The organism is Herbaspirillum aquaticum (assembly GCF_002213425.1).
Lineage (GTDB): Bacteria > Pseudomonadota > Gammaproteobacteria > Burkholderiales > Burkholderiaceae_D > Herbaspirillum > Herbaspirillum aquaticum.
The window spans coordinates 1-15886 of sequence record NZ_NJGV01000026.1 but is presented as its reverse complement, the minus strand read 5'-3'; the positions used below and the strand labels follow the sequence as shown (position 1 = coordinate 15886).

Below are 15886 nucleotides of genomic sequence, written 5' to 3'. Positions count from 1 at the left end.
TCTCTATCAAAAAAGGTTCAATCAAGTCAGTTGGAGTACGGTGAACGATACGGGCTGACCGGCAAGGTCAGGAAACTGCCCTGCATGTTCTCCAGGGTGTAACGCAGGTACATGGCGACGTTGAGTTCGCGGAAGTCGCTCGAATTGTTCAGGCGCAGCGTGCCGCCCACGAACAGGCGCGGCGCGAAGCGGTATTCGCCGCTGCCTTCCAGGCTGTAGCCGATGCCGGTCTTGGTCTGCTGGGCGTAGGTCTTGCCGCTGGCCGCCTGTAGGGCGGCGTCGGTGGGGAAGTAATCGGCCCCGTCCTGGCGGAAATACTGCATGCCCACCGAACCCTTGAGCTGGAAGCTGAAGCGGTCGCTGCGCTTGGCCCAGGTCACCGGCACGCCCAGTCCCAGGTAGGCTTGCGGACTGAAGTAGCCGCCGTGGCCATAGGTGTAGAAGTTCTGGTTGTTGGCGTAGCTGATGAGGGTGGCGGAGACACCGGCCGTCATCTTCTCGTCATTGCCGTTGGCCAGGTACTGGTAGGCACCGCCGCCCAGTTCCACCCGCGTGTTGGATTCAACGTTGCGGCCTTGCAGGCTGTGCAGGGCGCCGTAGGCGTAGACCCCGGTCTGGGCATCATCCGAACTCATCTCGGCGCGCCCGCCATTGGCGGTCACGCCGCCCCAGGAGCGGCCGATGCGCGGATCGGTGCTGCCGGCAAAGGAGGTGATGCTGTCGTTGACCGCACGGCGCGACAGGTTCACGCCAAAGCGGTTGGTGCTGCTGCCGCCCAGGGGCTGCTCCACACTGACGCCGCCGACCACATTGGGATACTTGAAGCCGCTGGGCGTGGTGCCGATGTCAGCCTTGATGCCATCCTCAGGACGTTCGTAGGCCACGGCCACACCGACCCCGCTGACGCTCTGCTTGCCGACGCCGGTGGCACTGGCTCCGCCCCCGCCGAAGCGGCTGGCAGCTTCGTCGGTGAGCGTTCCGCCATCAAGCGAAACGGGCGTCACGCGCACGGCCACGCGGTCGTTGCCCAAAGGCATGTTCACTTCCAGCGGGGCTTCGATGTCGTTGATGCGGCTCAGGCCTGATTCGCTGGCATTGCCCCGTACCACCACGCCTTGCGTGACGTAGGGGCTGCGGGCTTGCAGGATGTCGTTGAGGGCGCGCTGCGCCGGCGTGAGGTTGTCGGCCGGCACGCCGCCCTGTCCTTGCAGCGCCAGCAGCGCGCGCTGGGCGGCGGTGGCCGCGCCCGGCAAGGCAGTGGTTGCGGCGGCGGGTTGCTGCGCATAGCCGCGCGCCGTGCCTGGCTGTGTGGCCGGCACCATCTGGGCCGGCGCCGCGTTGGCGTTGCTGAAGACCGGGCCGAGCGGCTGGCCATAGGCCACCGCAGGCGCTGCCGGTGCAGCCACCGGACGGGACGCTGCCGGCATCGGCAGCACGTCGGCCGCCGTCGGTGCGGCTGCGTTCATGACGGCCGGACGCAGCACGGTCTCTGCCGGTGGCGGAATGGCGGCCACGTTCTCGTTGCCCGGCAGGCGGCGCTGGGTGCGGAAGGGATTGATGGCGGGATCGAAGCCATTGCCCTGCGCAGCCAGGCTGCGCTGGCGTGCAGCGTTTTCGATGGCCACCGCCTTGCGCAGCAGGGCCGTGGCTTCGCCCACGCGGCCCATGGCGCGGTAGATGCGGGCGGCTTCGGTCAGGGTCGCCGGGTCGCTGCTGTCGAGCTTGCTGACCTGGTCCAGCAGGCCCAGTGCGTAACTGTTGTCGCGCGCCTGCATGGCCGTATCGGCCGCGCCCAAGAGCACGTTGACATCGCGCGGATTGCGCTGCACCAGCGGCTTGTAGAGCGCCAATGCGCGCTCATTGTCGCCGGCCGCATTGAACATGCGGGCCAGCGCCGAGAGGCCGCCGACATCGGTGGGCCGTTGCGACAGCGCCGGGGCCAGCGTGTCGTAGGCCGCCGCCAGGTCGCCACCCTCGCGCAGGCGTTCAGCCTGGCGCACGCGGTAGAGATAGCGCAGGTCGTCGAACTGCTTGCGCGTGGCCACGTCCATGTTCTGGTTCTGCAAGGCCGTCAGGACGCTGTAGACCTGCGCATCTTCACCGGCCTTGAGCAGCACCGAGGCGTATTGCAGGCGCGTGCCGAGCGTGGGCGTGGCCGGCGGTGAGACCAGCGGCTGCATCAGCGCCATGGCGCGCGGCGTATCGCCCGCATCCACATAGGCCGACGCCAGCGTGCCGGTGCGTTCGGCATTGCCGGCCGCTTCGCCCTGCACGCGATCGAGCAGGGCCAGGGCTTCCTGGCGCTGGCCGGTCTTGACCAGTTCGCTCGCATGGCCGACCTGGATGGTCAGCGTGACCTGGCGATACAGATCGGTCATCGGTGCGGTGCGACGGGCATCGGGGATACGGCGCAGGGTGTCCAGTGCATCCTGCCACTGTTCCATCTCCGCCGACAGCAAGGCGCTGGCGTAGAGCGCATCGACGTTGTCGCGATGCTCGCGGGTGAAATCATCGATGGTCACGCGCGCCTGGCGCGACTGGCCGGCCTTGATGTAGAGGCGGGCCAGGTCGAAGGTGGTCCAGACATTGTCGGGATCGTTGCGCACCGCCTCGCGCCGGGCATCCAGCGCGGCATTGAGATCGCCGCGCTGCTCGGCCAGGTTGGCCTGCTGGGTCGCACGCAAGGCGCGCAGGCGGCCCTGGTCGCCAAACTCGGCCTGCTGTTGCGGTGTGAGCTTGTCGAGCAGGCGCAGCGCTTCATCGGCGTGGCCGGTCTGCGAGAGCACGTTGACCAGGCCGCGAATGGCGCCGACCTGGGCGGGCTGCACCGCCAGCACCTGGCGATAGTGTGCGCTGGCGGCCTCGAACTGGCCGGCCGTGGCTTCGATGTCGGCAATGGCCACCAGGCCGTCGGTGTTCTTCGGATCCAGGCGCAGCGCCTGGGTCAGCGCGTCCTGCGCCTGGCGGGTCTGGCCGCGTGCCTGCAGCTCGCGGCCACGCTGGATCAGCAGCCAGTAGCGCACGCTGTCGAGCGCCTTCTTCCAGCCGCTGCCGCCCTTCGATACGGCGCGCGCCAGCAGCGGCTCGGCGTCGGCCAGGCGGTTCTGCTGCTGGCGCACCACGCCCAGGCCACCGAGTGCATCGGTTTCATCGGGATGGGTGGAGAGGCGCTCCTGGAAGGCCTTTTCGGCTTCCTGCAGGTCGCCTTTTTCCAAGGCCTGCAGGCCGCGCGAGAGCACCGTGGGCTGCTGCGCAGAGGCGACCTGCGAACGGCCCTTGGCCAGCAGCTCGCGGATGTCCTTGTCGTCCGGATGGACCTTGAGGAATTCTTCAAACAGCGGTGCCTGCGCCGGACTCGGCGGGCCCAGCCAGGTCAGGGCCAGGCGCCAGCTTTCATCGGCATCACCGGCAATGTCGGTCTGCCTGGTCAGACGCGAAAGGACGCGGATGCCCTCCACGCGACTGTCCTCATGGCGCGCCAGCTGCTTGCCGTAGAACAGCGCCAGGATGCTGTCCTCGGGGGTTTCGCGCAGCAGCCGTTCCATGCCCTTGCGCGCTTCCGGCCAGCTGGCATCGTTGAAGGCGAGGTTGTTGTAGTACTCGCGGCCGACCGTACCCGAGGGCGTGAGGCCATTGAACATCTTGCGGAAGGTATCGGTGGCGCGGTCGCGCTCGCCGGCATCGACCAGGCGGCGCGCTTCGGCCAGCAGGGCCTGGTTTTCCGGACGCGCCAGGGAGATGTCCTGCATCAGCTGGCGGGCTTGCCAGGGCTGGGGGGACAGCGCCTGCAGGCGTTCCAGGTACTGGTTGGCCTGCTGCGGCTTGTTCTGCTTGACGCCGATCAAGCCCATGCCGTACAGGGCATTGACCTGCGCATTGTCCAGCTGCAGCACCTTCTGCCAGACCTCGGCGGCACGCTGGTTGTTGTTGCGCGCTTGCCAGTACTGGCCCTGCTCCACCAGCTGGGACTGCAGGTCCGCAGGTGCGGCCGATGCGCCCAACAGTGCACTGAGCACTCCGATGGCTAGCGTGGTACGGCGCGTGCGCATGACTTCTCCCAGGACAAATTGAGTGTTCCGTCGTCGCGGAACTGATATCGCTGCTGGGCCCATCCGATTCCGAACAGGCCCAGCATGACGTTGTAATAAAGGATTTCCGGTTGCGTAGCAGGCTGCGCCAATCCGCTCTCCAGTTGCTGCGTGGCGCGAGCTTGCCAGAGCGCCGCCAACTCGGCTTCACCCTTGGCCTGCAGGTAAGGCAGCATCGCCGCACCAAAGCCGAACGGTGCCTGCCCTTCGGCGGCACCGGTGGTCACTTTCACCTTCTCCGGGACGGCACCGGTGGCGAGGATGGCTTGCCGCATTCCGTCCAGCGCCGCCAGCAATGCAGCAGCGTCGGGGTCGCGCGGCGAGGTCATACCGGCCCACAGGTAGACGCGGATGGCATCATAGCTGCCCAGCTCGCCCTTGGCCGGATCGACCATGAACTGCCCGGCTGACACCGAGCTCATCTTGTAGCCGACCCAATCGGCCACATAGCCCTTGGGGCTGGTGGCCTGGATCATGCGCACCGTGTTGCCGGCAATTTGCTGCCACGGCCCCTTGGGGCGTTCCTTGTGCAGGCGGCGCAGCAGCGGCAGCGGCAGGTAGCTCGGATTGAGCGTCCAGGCCTGGTTGCGCTGGCTGAAGCCCTGCGGTCCCGGCAAGACCATCTTGCCCAGGCCAGGCAGGTCGACCACCAGGCGCGCTTCAATGCTGTCGAGCAGGCGCAGGGCATCACTGCGATAGGTCGGGCGCTTCCACAGCCGCGCCGCTTCCAGCAGCGCATAGGCGATCCAGAGGTCGGCGTCCGAGGCCGAATTGGCATCCTGCAACTGCCATTTGCCGTCGGCGCCCTGCCCCCACAGCCAGCCGGGCAGGCGGTTGGCGGCATCGGCGGCCATCATGTTGTCGCGGGTCCAGCTCCAGATCTGCTCGAAGCGTTGCGAGTCGTTGGCAATCAGGGACAGCAGCAAGTTGTAGGACTGGCCTTCGGACGTCGTGTGATTGGGCAGCAGGCTGGAGTGCAGGACCCGGCCGTCGGGCTGCACATGGGCAGAGGCCCAGGCTTGCCAGGCCGGCCAGTCGGCCTGGCCACAATCGGACGGGGCGGCACTGGCCGACGCGCCCGCCGCGCCGAGCGCGAACCCGGCCATGGCCTTCAACACGGTACGTCGCAAGGGATAAAACGGCAGGTCAGGCATTGAGACGCTTCCTCGCCTTGGCGCGCAGGGTCAGGTAGGCCAGGCCACCCAGCATCAGGATGCCGCCGCCGATCAGCACGAACATGGCCAGCACATGGCGCGAGAGCCACCAGCGCAGCATGCGCAGCGGTGACATGCTGCCGACGAAATAATTTTCTTCCGCCAGCAGCGGATCGATGGTGCTGCCCCGCACCGCCACCAGGCTGCCCTGGATGGTCTCGGCTTCCGGATCCTTGCTGGCCATGGCGGCCAGGATCTGGTCCAGCCCCGTGGCATCGCCACCGGCCAGCACGACCACGCTGCGGCTACTGTCGAGAGGTGACTCGAAACCGGTCAGGTAGGAGGTCGGCTCGCCGCCAGAGAACGCCAGCGCCAGGCGCGCACGGCGCTTGGCGGCATCGTCCTCATCGAGCTTCAACCAGCTGCGCACGCGCAGGGACAAGTCGGCCAGCTCGAAGCGCTGCTTGTCGCCCGTCACGGCGGCCGGCAGGCGATCAGCCCACTGCTTGAGCAGGGGCTGGTTCTGGCCCGAGGCCAGCACCAGCAGGTCGCGTGAAGCGACCTTGTCGACCTGCGCAGCCTGGGTCACTGCCACGCCCGTGGCGGGATAGCCGGTAGCAGCGCCGAAGCGGCCCATGAGCGAGAGGTAGGCGCCAAGGTCTTCGACGCTGGCATTGTCGGGCAGCACCACGGCCGACTCCGACAGATCGGCCATGCGCGTGAAGGGGAATCCGGCATCCTTGAACACGCCCAGGTTGGGCATGGCCATGAAGTGGTCGTAGCCGCGCAGGTCGATGGTGGATTCCGGATCGATGCTGCCGCGCACGTTGTCGATGATGATGTCCTGGCATTCGCCCTGCTTGACGAAGTCATACATGTAGCGCAGTTGCAGGCGCGATTGCGGGCCAGCCAGGTTCAGCGGCAGGCGCACGTTCATCTCGCGGGTGAGGGCGTCATCCTTGATGGCAGCCAGCACGCTCTTGTCCAGCTTGTCCTGGGGCAGCAGTACTTCGGACTTGATCAGGCCATCATTGAGGCTGACCATGAACGAGGAGTTGGAGGATTTGGGCTGCGGCGTATAGCGATACACCAGCTTGAGCTTGGCACCATCCTGGCGCCAGCTGGAGAGTGCCGGCGGGAAGTTGAGCGGAATGGTGATCTCGCCCGGGTTGTAGCCGGCTACGTTCAGGCGCTTGGGATCGATCAGTTCCGAGAGCTTCACCGGACGGTCGGTGGGCAGCCAGTTGGGCGCGTCGTACGGCTGGCGCGGAGTCAACGGCTGCAGCTTGTCGATCACCACCGAGTTGCCCGAGAGACCCTTGCCGCCCAGTGCCAGCGCAGCGGCGGCCTGCTTGAGTTCGGCCACGTTGCGGCCGGAGACGATGAGCAGCTTGCCGTTGGCATCATTGGGATTGGGCTGCACGGTCAGGGTCGGTCCCTTGGGCGCGGCCACCTCCACTCCGGCAACAGTGGCCGGGGCCTCACCGGCCACCATCACCACGGCATTGCCGCGCGGGGGCAAGGCATTGACCTGCACCGGGAAGCGCGCACCGCGATAGGCGGCCAGCGCACCGAACCACGACGAGAGCGATCCGGCCGCCTCCAGCGTGCCATTGTCGGGATTGCCGGCAAAGACGAAAGGCAGGCTCAGCATGCGGATGTCACGGCGGTCGAAGAACGGCAAGGGCATCAACGCCAGGTCATCCTTGGGTGGCAGCGCCGTGGTCTGCAGATCCAGGGTGGAGCCATTGGCCACGCGCGCCCACAGGCTGGAATGCAAGGGGTCTTCGCATCCCATGGTGTAGTGGCCGATGAACTGCAGGCTCAGGCGGTTGAATTCGGTAATGAGCTTGGCCGGGATCTCGACCTTGGCAGTCTGCATGCTGCCCGAGCTTTCCTTGGGCAGCGGGATGCTGCCGGCCACCACATCGTTGACGATCACGTTGATCTGCGACAGGTCCGGCAGCAGCGCGGGCGAATACGTGTAGTACAGCGTCACATGCGCACCGGTGGCCACCAGCGAGACCGGCACGTCGAAGTTCAGGCTGTCGGTGGCATCCACCCCATGCAGGTTCATCGAGCCGTTGCGGCCCAGTTGCTTGAAGCTGAAGACGTAAGGGTCGCCTGCGACCGGCACCGGTGCGGGCAGTCCGGGAGTGGCTGCGGCGATGGGCGAGGCAGCGGCGGCTGCCGCCAGGACCGGCAGCGGCAAGCTGCCCGCCGTCATCGCGGCGGCCAGCATCAGGCAGAGGGAGCGCTGGCGCAACCGGATCAGTTGCGCTGGTGAAGCCTTGGATTTCATTATTGTTTTTCCAGAGTGTTATCGAGGGCAGGCGCGGTCGCTGCCGGGGCTGCGGGAGCAGGCGTGCGCCGCACGCTGCGCCAATGGCGCAACTGGAGCAGCGCGGCCTTGCAGAGTTGCCTCACGCCGTTCATGCCGATACCGGCCACCTCACGCAAGGATTTCAGGGGAGTATCAGGACGGCTCTTGCCCCAGTTGTTGGCCCAGATGTCGGCGCGCGAGAAGGTCAGGCGCACCAGTTCGCTTTGCTGGCGCAGCGTCAGTTCATGGAACTGCGCACCCACCATGTCGTTGCGGCTGAACACCACCACCGCCGGGAACACTTTCTCCTGCGCATTGCGGAACAGCGTCACCTCGATGCGGGCGTTGCGCGCGATGCTGGCGCCGGCCGGCAGGCGCAGGCCGATGCCTTTCTGCGAGAAGTCCAGCGTCTTGCCTTCGATGACGCTGCCATCGTCGAGCTTGATGCGCACCGGCAGTTCCGCCGCCACGCGCGGCTCGCTGCGCACCTGGCGGGTTTCGGAGGCCACGGCCATGGCGGCGCTGCTGATGATGACGTTGTAGAGCGTCCAGGCCATGTTGATGAGGATGGTCGTGACCGCGTTGGGGTCGCCATGGATCAGTTGCCAGATGCCGAAGCCCAGGCCCGCCACGTTGAGCAGCAGCAGCAGGATGTAGGGACGCGCCAGCTTCCAGTCGAAGTGGTCAGCGGTGATGATGCCGCCCTTGTCGGTCACGTTGAAGCCGCCCAGCTTGGGGTTCACCAGCGCCAGCAGCACCGGTCCCAGGATGTACCAGGCCAGCACGGTCTCGTAGACCTCGTTCCAGAAGGAATGGCGGAAGCGTCCCTGGATGCGCGAGTTGGTCAGGCTGGCGTGCAGCACGTGGGGCAGCACGTAGGCCGTGATCATCAGCGCCGAGGCCTGGAAGATGTGGGCCCCGAAGAACAGGTAGGTCAGCGGCGCGGTCAGGAAGATCAGGCGCGGCAGGCCATAGAAGAAGTGCAGCATGGCATTGAGGTAGCACAGCCGCTGGCCCAGCCGCAGGCCGCGGCCCTTGAGCGGATTGTCGACCCGGAAGATCTGTGCCATGCCGCGTGCCCAGCGCACGCGCTGGCGGATGTGGCGCGCCAGGTTCTCGGTGGCCAGGCCGGCGGCCTGGGGAATGGCGAGATAGGCGGTGTTGTAGCCGGCGCGGTTCATCTTCAGCGCCGTGTGGGCATCTTCGGTGAGGGTCTCGACGGCGATGCCGCCGATCTCCATCAGGGCAGTACGGCGCATGACGGCACAGGAGCCGCAGAAGAAGGCGGCATTCCACAGGTCATTGCCGTCCTGCACCAGGCCATAGAACAGCTCGCCCTCGTTGGGTACCGAGCGGAAGGTATTGAGGTTCTTCTCGAAGGGATCGGGCGAGAAGAAGAAGTGCGGCGTCTGCAGCATCGCCAGCTTGGGGTCCTTGTAGAACCAGCCCATGCAGATCTGCAGGAAGGAACGGGTCGGCACGTGGTCGGCATCGAAGATGGCCACGAATTCGCCATCGGTGACCTTGAGCGCCTCGTTGAGGTTGCCCGCCTTGGCGTGGCGATTGTTGGAACGCACCAGGTAGTTCACGCCGATGTTGTCGCAGAACTCGCGGAATTCCTCACGCCGGCCGTCGTCGAGCACGTGCACGCGCAGCTTGTCCTGCGGCCAGTCGATGGCCTGCGCGGCGAAGATGGTGAGCGAGACGATGTCCAGCGATTCGTTGTACGAGGGAATGAAGACATCCACCGTGGGCCACTGCGAAGGCGGCATGGTCAGCATCTGCGGCTTGCGGCGCAGCGGCCAGGCGGTCTGCAGGTAGCCCAGCGTCAGCACCAGCAGCGAATACAGCTCGGCCGCCAACAGGCCGTAACCAAAGACGATGTCCAGCCAGCTCTCGAAGGCCAGCGTGGAACTGATGCGCCAATACATGTAGCGCATCGAGACGGTCAGCGACAGCGTAATGAGCACCAGCACCGGGAATCGTCCCGACTGCTTGCGCAGCACCAGCGCGGCGACGAAGCAGCCGATGGCGAAGACGCATTGCGCGCCGAAATCCAGTGGCACCGAAATGATCAGCAGTGCCAGCAGCGTGGCAAACAGCAGCACCGTCCATTGCACCACGCGGCGCGGGCCGCGCGGCAGGCCTTCAAGACGGTTGCCCACCGCCTGCATCCATTGCTGCAGGCGGTTGGCCGAGGGCCGCGCGGAGGGCTCCTGCCCCGGCGGATGGGGGGACAGCGTGTCTGGCGATTTCATCTGGGTCGGTTCTTGCAGGGAGGGTTGCGATGGCGCTTGGGATCCGGTCGTCATGCCCGTCCACCTGCGGCGTGCGCCTTGGCAAGGGCAGCACGCAAGGCTTCGCTCACGCGCTGCAGTTGTTCATAAGCCGGCGAATCCCCGCCCTTGACCAGCGGATTGTAGCCATAGGCCAGGCCTTCGCTGATGGCGTGATCGAGGGCGATCACACCGGCCAGGCGCGGGCCCATCCAGCGCTTGAGCACTTCCAGCATGTCCTGGTTGAAGCTGCGGGTGCCATCGTATTTGTTGACCACATAGCGGCAATTGTTTCGGCCATGCAGGACCTGGCGCATGTGTTCCAACGCCAGGAAGGAACCGGCGTCGGGCGTGACCACGGCCAGCACCTGGTCGGCGGCCTGCAGGGCTTGATCGAGGTAGGGAGTCTGGCCGGCAGGCAAATCCAGCAGGACCACGTCGCCCGATTGCAGCTGCATGGCTTGCAGCTGGCGCAGCAGCCATTGGCCATCGTGCGCCATCTGCTGCGCCAGTGCCACTTCCCCGTTATCGGCCACCAAGGCATGGCTGACCACCTGGGTGCCAGCCATGCCTTGGGCCACGCCATCGCGCCACGAAGCGGCTGCGCCCGCCGGCGTCATCGCGGCAGCGGCTTGGGTATCCACGCCGAGATGGTATTGCAGGGCGTTCTGCGGATCGAGGTCGATGGCGAATACGCGGCCATGGCGCGCCAGGCTGCAGGCCAGCGCTGAACAGAGGGTGGTCTTGCCGACCCCGCCCTTGGGCGAGACCACGGCGATGACCTGCGCCGGTGTAGAGGGCGGCTGTGCGTCTTGCTGATCACCCGGACCGTCATTGCTGGCGCCTTGCTGCGCCTGGCGCGCACGCGCGGCTTCACCGAGCATCGAGCGCAAGAGCGAAGGAACGGGCGTATCGGTAGCAACGGCAGTATCGGCAGCATCGGCGGGAATGGCCGGGATGGCGGGAGAAGCTTGCGCAGGCGCGACAGCGATACGCGAGGACGGGGATGGCGTGAGCTTGGCCGCCGGTGGGACCGGGGCAACAGCAGCCGGGGCAGGCACGGGCACGGCGACGTTTGCCGCTGCCAAGGCAGGCTCAACGACAGGTTCGATGACGGGCTCGATACGTTGCGACGGGGAAACCGGGCTGCCCGCCAACATTGGAACCACGGCACTGGCCGCCACGACCGGCGCCGGATCAGCAGCGGCGCTCTCGTTCTCCACGGGAGCCATGGCGGGTTCCGCCTTGGCCACGACCAAAGGCGCCTTGACCTTGCGGGCCGGTTCCTTGTAGTCGATCGCCGCCTCGATTTCGAGGTATCCATCCACCGTGGCCCCGAACTTGCTCAGCAAGTTGGAGATATCGTTTCCCATGCTTGACTCCTGCCCAGCCCTGCACGCGGCGGCTTTTGACCTAGCCTGGAAGACCTGCCTGCAATTCTGTTAAAAATCGGTAAGTTTTCTCATTTGCTGCTATCCCCCAAGCTATTTTTGACATTCCGCTCTATCGGCGGTCCTTCTTTACTTCTCGTACCCGCTAGCCCCCATGCCAGCCAGGCTCAAAAATATTGTCAATAAGACCATATTTTGAGTTGCCATTAAAACAAATAAATCCTGACGGCGCAAGCGATTCTGTTGTCAAAAAGGTAAAGATCTGTCACCAAGCGCCACATTTCTTTTCAGGAACGAATTCGCTGCGAGGCGCGAATCTTACCCGGGCCGAAGCGCTTTTGTCGCTTTGCAGCGACATTTTGTTCCTGTCAACGTCGCGCTTTTGGCACAGTATTTCCCGTGTTTCATCACAGTTGCCACAGGGCATCGCCGCATTGCGCTTTCGCTCTCAATTGACGGGAGCTGCAGGGGTGCTTGCTGCGTTTTGCATCCTGGGTTCGTATGCTATGCGATCAGCAAAACTTGTCACTCGGGAAAAACCTGAACGGCCACACCGCAGCCATGTCGATGGCGCCGTTTCAGGCGCTCAACAAGCCGGGCTGGTCCAGCTGCCACCATGCCGGCAACAGCGCTTGCACTTCCGGCCGGCCGAAACGCTGGTCGATCAGCCAGACCGTGCCCTGGTCGGTTTCGGTGCGGATCACGCGGCCGGCCGCCTGCACCACCTTCTGCAGGCCGGGGTAGAGATAGGTGTAGTCGTAGCCGCAGCCGAAGAGCTGCTCCATGCGCTCACGCAACTGCTCATTGACCGGATTGAACTGCGGCAGGCCCAGCGTGGCCACGAAAGCGCCGATGAGCCGTTCGCCCGGCAAGTCCACCCCTTCACCAAAGGAACCGCCCAGCACCGCAAACCCGATGCCCTGCCCGCCGCTTTCAAAGCGGGCCAGGAAGGCATCGCGGTCGGTCTCGGACATGCGGCGCGACTGCTGCCAGGTCGCGATACCGGGATGGGCACGTACGAAGGCATCGTGGGCCTGCTGCAGGTAGTCGAAGCTGGAGAAAAACGCCAGGTAATTGCCGGGCCGCTCGTCGAACTGGCGTGCCATCAGGCTGCAGATGGGTGCGATGGAGGCGGCTCGGCGCTGCCAGGTGGTCGATATCTGGTGTGCCACCTTCACCTGCAACTGGCTGGCCTGGAAAGGCGACTCCACATCGATCCAGGCGGTGCTGGCGGGCATGCCAAGCAGGTCGGCAAAGTAATTCCAGGGCGCCAAGGTCGCCGAGAACAGCGTGGTGGCGTGGGCAAATGCAAAACGCGGCCCGAGGAAAGGCGCGGGGACCACATTGCGGATGCACAGCACGGTATTGCGCTCATCCTCGCGGGTCAGGTCAAACAAGGAATGCGGGCCGAAGGATTCGGCCAGCCGCACGAAGGCCATGGCATCGAAATGGAAATCCCGCAATGGCGGATCCAGCGGCACCGCCACCTGGGCCAGGAAGTCACTGATGGCGCCCACGCTGCTGCTCAATGCCTCGACGAACTTGGCCGGGGGCACCTCCAGCACTTGGTAGGGCAAGTCGGCCTTCTTGCCGGCGGCGGTCCAGGCACGCCCCAATTTCTCCAGCGGCTTGGCCACCGAAGGCGGGGCCACGGCGCGCGCTGCACGCAAGGCGGCGCGGCTCAGTTGTGCGCTATACATGCTGCGGGCGCGCGCAACCAGGTTGTGCGCCTCATCGGCCAGCACGCTCACGCGCCAGTCGTGCGCCTGCGCCATCCCGTAGAGCATGGCGCCGCCATCGAACCAGTAGTTGTAGTCACCCACGATGACATCGCTCCAGCGCGTCATCTCGCTGCCCAGGTAATAAGGGCAGACCTGGTGCTGCAGGGCCACGCTGCGCAAGTGTTCGCGGTCCAGCAGCGGCTGCGTGAGGCAAGCCGCGCGGGCGGCAGGCAGGCGGTCATAGAATCCTTGGGCCAGCGGGCAGGAATCGCCCCGGCACAGGCGATCCGGATACTCGCAAGCCTTGTCGCGGGCACACAGTTCCAGCACGCGCAGCGGCAATTCTCCCTGCGCCGTGAGGGTGGCGGCGGCGTCGAGCGCCAGTTGGCGGCCGGGGGTCTTGGCGGCCAGGAAGATGATCTTGTCCAGCTGCTGCGACGGCGCCGCCTTCAAGGCCGGGAAGAGCGTGCCCAAGGTCTTGCCGATGCCCGTCGGTGCCTGCGCCAGCAAGCTGCGCCGTCCGCTGTGTGCACGAAAGACTGCCTCGGCCAGTTGGCGCTGGCCGGGACGAAAGTCGCCATGCGGAAACCGCAGCGACTGCAGGGCCGTATCCCGCGCCGCGCGATGGGCCAGTTCCTGTTCGGCCCAGCGCATGAAACGCTCGCATTGCCCGACGAACAGCGCGGCCAGTTCCTCGCGGCTGCGGGTTTCCTCCAGCACCGTTTCCTGCTGGCTGCCAATGTCGAAATACACCAGCGCGAGGTGGATCTGCGCCAGCCCTTCCTTCTCGCACATCAGGTGGCCATAGACGCGCAATTGCGCCCAGTGCAGGTGGCGATGATTGTCGGGCAGGCTGGAAAGCTGGCCGCGATAGGTCTTCACTTCTTCCACCAGTTGGCGCCTGGGATCGTAGCCGTCGGCCCGACCCCGCACGTGCAGCGCGCCGTGCTCTGCCGACAGCGTCACTTCGCTCTGGTAGCCCTCGCCGCGCCGCTGCGCCACGATGGCGTGACCGGCGATACCTTCCTGGGCGGTGGGTGTGGGCGTAAAGCGCAGGTCGAGATCGCCCTGTTTGGCAGTGAATTCGCACAGGGCGCGCACTGATACGGTGTAGCGCGGCGCGGACTTTTCCTGTGCGGCGACGGGGGCGCGGTCGGCATTCATGCGGCAGCCTGCTCCCATTGCAGGTAGCACACCGCCACCGGCATGGCGTGTTGCGCGCAATAGTCCAGCCAGCGGCGCTGGTTGTCCTGCAGGCGGTCGCCCGGTCCCTTGACCTCGATCATCCGATAGCGCCCTTCCTGCGGCCAGAACTGGACCAGGTCGGGAAAGCCGTTGCGATTCTCGCGCACGTCTTCCAGGATGCGCAGGCACCACAGTTTCAGGTGGGCGGCGGGGATGCAGTCCAGCGCCGTCACCAGTATCTCGCGCGTGATCCAGCCCCAGGCCACGAAGGGCGACTGCAGGCCCTGCTTGGCCTCATAGGTCGCGAGGATATGCGCGCGATGACTGCCGTCATCAAGGCGGCCCAGGCAGCGTTCCAGCTGTTCACGCCGGCGCGCTGCGAAATCGGCGCTGAGCAGATCGGCCGGCTCGCGCTGGAAGGGGTGGAAGAAGGCACCGGGAATGGCTGCAAAGATGGCCTCCCAGCACAGCAGGCCAAACAGCGTATTGGCCAGCGCATTCTCGACATAGAACACCGGCGCCTGCGCTTGCTGCAAGTGTGCTTGGACTGCTCGCTCGACGCGGCTGCCATCCGGCGGCAGTACCAGGTCGATCTGTGGGACCACGGCCGCGCGCGGGCGCAGCGCCGGCGGCAAGCCCAGCTGGCGCGCCAGGCGCGGTGCGATGCGCAGCAACTGCTGGCGTTCGGCCTCGCTCTCCGGCGCCTGCCGGGCCAACTTCAGCAGCGCGTGGGCGGGACCAAAGCGGCCCTGCTTTTCGAGTACCCGGATCGCACGTGCCCGCGCGCCAGGATAACGGCAGGCCGAATAGACCTGCTGCGCCTGCGCCAGGTCCCCGGCCTTTTCGCACTGCTGGCCGAGCTGGAACAGCAGGCGTTCACGGCGGCTCTCCAGCCAGGGATTGTCGAAGCTGCCCGAAGGCAGCGTCGCCAGGATCCCGGTGGCTTCCTCGCCGGCAGAGTAGCGCTCCTTGCAGGCCTGCAGCTGCAGGTAAAGGTCGATATCGCCCCGGCTGCGGAAACCCCGGGCCTCGGGCGCCAAGGCAATTTGTTCATAGCGCAGCGTGCCCAGGTCGGCCAGCACGAATTCGCTCCAGTCCTGGCGCAGGTTGCCGAAGAACATCAAACGCAAGCGTTCACACAGCCCGCTCACCCGCATGGACAGGACTTGTTCGCCACCCTGCCCGTCCGTCATCCAGTGCGCCAGGGGGCGCGGTTCCGCATGGGCCGGATCGGCCGCCAGGGCAGCCAGCAGGTCCTCCTTGCGCGCACTCCTGAGGGCGCCCCGCAGGCCGAACCAGCGCACCAGCTCGGGCTTGGTCGCCAGGGCAAACACCTGGGCCAGCGACAGCGCTGCATCCTGCTCCACCCACGCCGATGGCAGGCCCTGCGCGGCCTGCAAGGGGCAGCCGATTTCGGGGTAGTCCAGCCGGCTGGTGCGGAAGTGCTCGCCCCGGCGCATCATCATGCGCACGAAGAGCGCGCGGGCTGCCAGCGGCAAACCCGCGAAGGTCTGGAGGAAGGCGCACTCCTCTTCGCTGAGCAGGTCGGCATAGCGCTCGGCCAGCCACGCCAGCGCCTGCTGGAAATTGCTCAGGTAGTAGAAGCGGTGATCGGGGACGACGGGCATTGCGGGCAAAGGAAGCGGGAGCAAGAGTCGGGTAGCAAAGACACGTCGCCGTGCCTCCGCCCCCTAAGAACCGTACGTGCCAGTTTCCCGGCATACGGCTCAAGCCTCTCAAAGGCCCGT

The 15886-nt window shown here is 66.0% G+C and carries 7 protein-coding genes; all 7 read right to left on the bottom strand.

Annotation, left to right across the window (positions count from 1 at the left end; all coding sequences use genetic code 11):
• Positions 1 to 26: 26 nt before the first annotated feature.
• On the bottom strand, positions 27 to 4049 hold the full coding sequence (locus tag CEJ45_RS21295; protein WP_088757063.1) for a cellulose biosynthesis protein BcsC: 4023 nt from the start codon (positions 4047 to 4049) through the stop codon (positions 27 to 29).
• Positions 4025 to 5242, bottom strand: coding sequence for a cellulose synthase complex periplasmic endoglucanase BcsZ (bcsZ, locus tag CEJ45_RS21290; RefSeq protein ID WP_088757062.1), 1218 nt, complete (start codon positions 5240 to 5242; stop codon positions 4025 to 4027). The genes CEJ45_RS21295 and bcsZ overlap by 25 nt, the downstream gene beginning before the upstream one ends.
• Complete coding sequence (gene bcsB / locus CEJ45_RS21285) at positions 5235 to 7544, bottom strand: cellulose biosynthesis cyclic di-GMP-binding regulatory protein BcsB (protein WP_088757061.1); 2310 nt, start codon at positions 7542 to 7544, stop codon at positions 5235 to 5237. Before bcsB ends, bcsZ begins: the two co-directional genes overlap by 8 nt.
• Positions 7544 to 9823, bottom strand: coding sequence for a UDP-forming cellulose synthase catalytic subunit (gene bcsA / locus CEJ45_RS21280; RefSeq protein WP_241517397.1), 2280 nt, complete (start codon positions 9821 to 9823; stop codon positions 7544 to 7546). The genes bcsB and bcsA overlap by 1 nt, the downstream gene beginning before the upstream one ends.
• A 50-nt stretch (positions 9824 to 9873) precedes the next feature.
• The gene (gene bcsQ / locus CEJ45_RS21275; protein ID WP_088757059.1) at positions 9874 to 11214 is read right to left on the bottom strand and encodes a cellulose biosynthesis protein BcsQ; all 1341 of its coding nucleotides are present in this window, start codon (positions 11212 to 11214) and stop codon (positions 9874 to 9876) included.
• A 596-nt stretch (positions 11215 to 11810) separates the two neighbouring features.
• On the bottom strand, positions 11811 to 14117 hold the full coding sequence (locus CEJ45_RS21270) for an ATP-dependent DNA helicase (RefSeq protein WP_088757058.1): 2307 nt from the start codon (positions 14115 to 14117) through the stop codon (positions 11811 to 11813).
• Positions 14114 to 15766, bottom strand: coding sequence for a VRR-NUC domain-containing protein (locus CEJ45_RS21265; protein ID WP_088757057.1), 1653 nt, complete (start codon positions 15764 to 15766; stop codon positions 14114 to 14116). Before CEJ45_RS21265 ends, CEJ45_RS21270 begins: the two co-directional genes overlap by 4 nt.
• Positions 15767 to 15886 lie beyond the last annotated feature (120 nt).

Bases quoted from the DNA above. Each gene is read 5' to 3' on its own strand.
- CEJ45_RS21265 (WP_088757057.1), bottom strand. From the start codon at position 15,766: ATGCCCGTCGTCCCCGATCACCGCTTCTACTACCTGAGCAATTTCCAG.
- bcsB (WP_088757061.1), bottom strand. From the start codon at position 7,544: ATGAAATCCAAGGCTTCACCAGCGCAACTGATCCGGTTGCGCCAGCGC.
- CEJ45_RS21270 (WP_088757058.1), bottom strand. From the start codon at position 14,117: ATGAATGCCGACCGCGCCCCCGTCGCCGCACAGGAAAAGTCCGCGCCG.
- bcsA (WP_241517397.1), bottom strand. From the start codon at position 9,823: ATGAAATCGCCAGACACGCTGTCCCCCCATCCGCCGGGGCAGGAGCCC.
- bcsQ (WP_088757059.1), bottom strand. From the start codon at position 11,214: ATGGGAAACGATATCTCCAACTTGCTGAGCAAGTTCGGGGCCACGGTG.
- bcsZ (WP_088757062.1), bottom strand. From the start codon at position 5,242: ATGCCTGACCTGCCGTTTTATCCCTTGCGACGTACCGTGTTGAAGGCC.
- CEJ45_RS21295 (WP_088757063.1), bottom strand. From the start codon at position 4,049: ATGCGCACGCGCCGTACCACGCTAGCCATCGGAGTGCTCAGTGCACTG.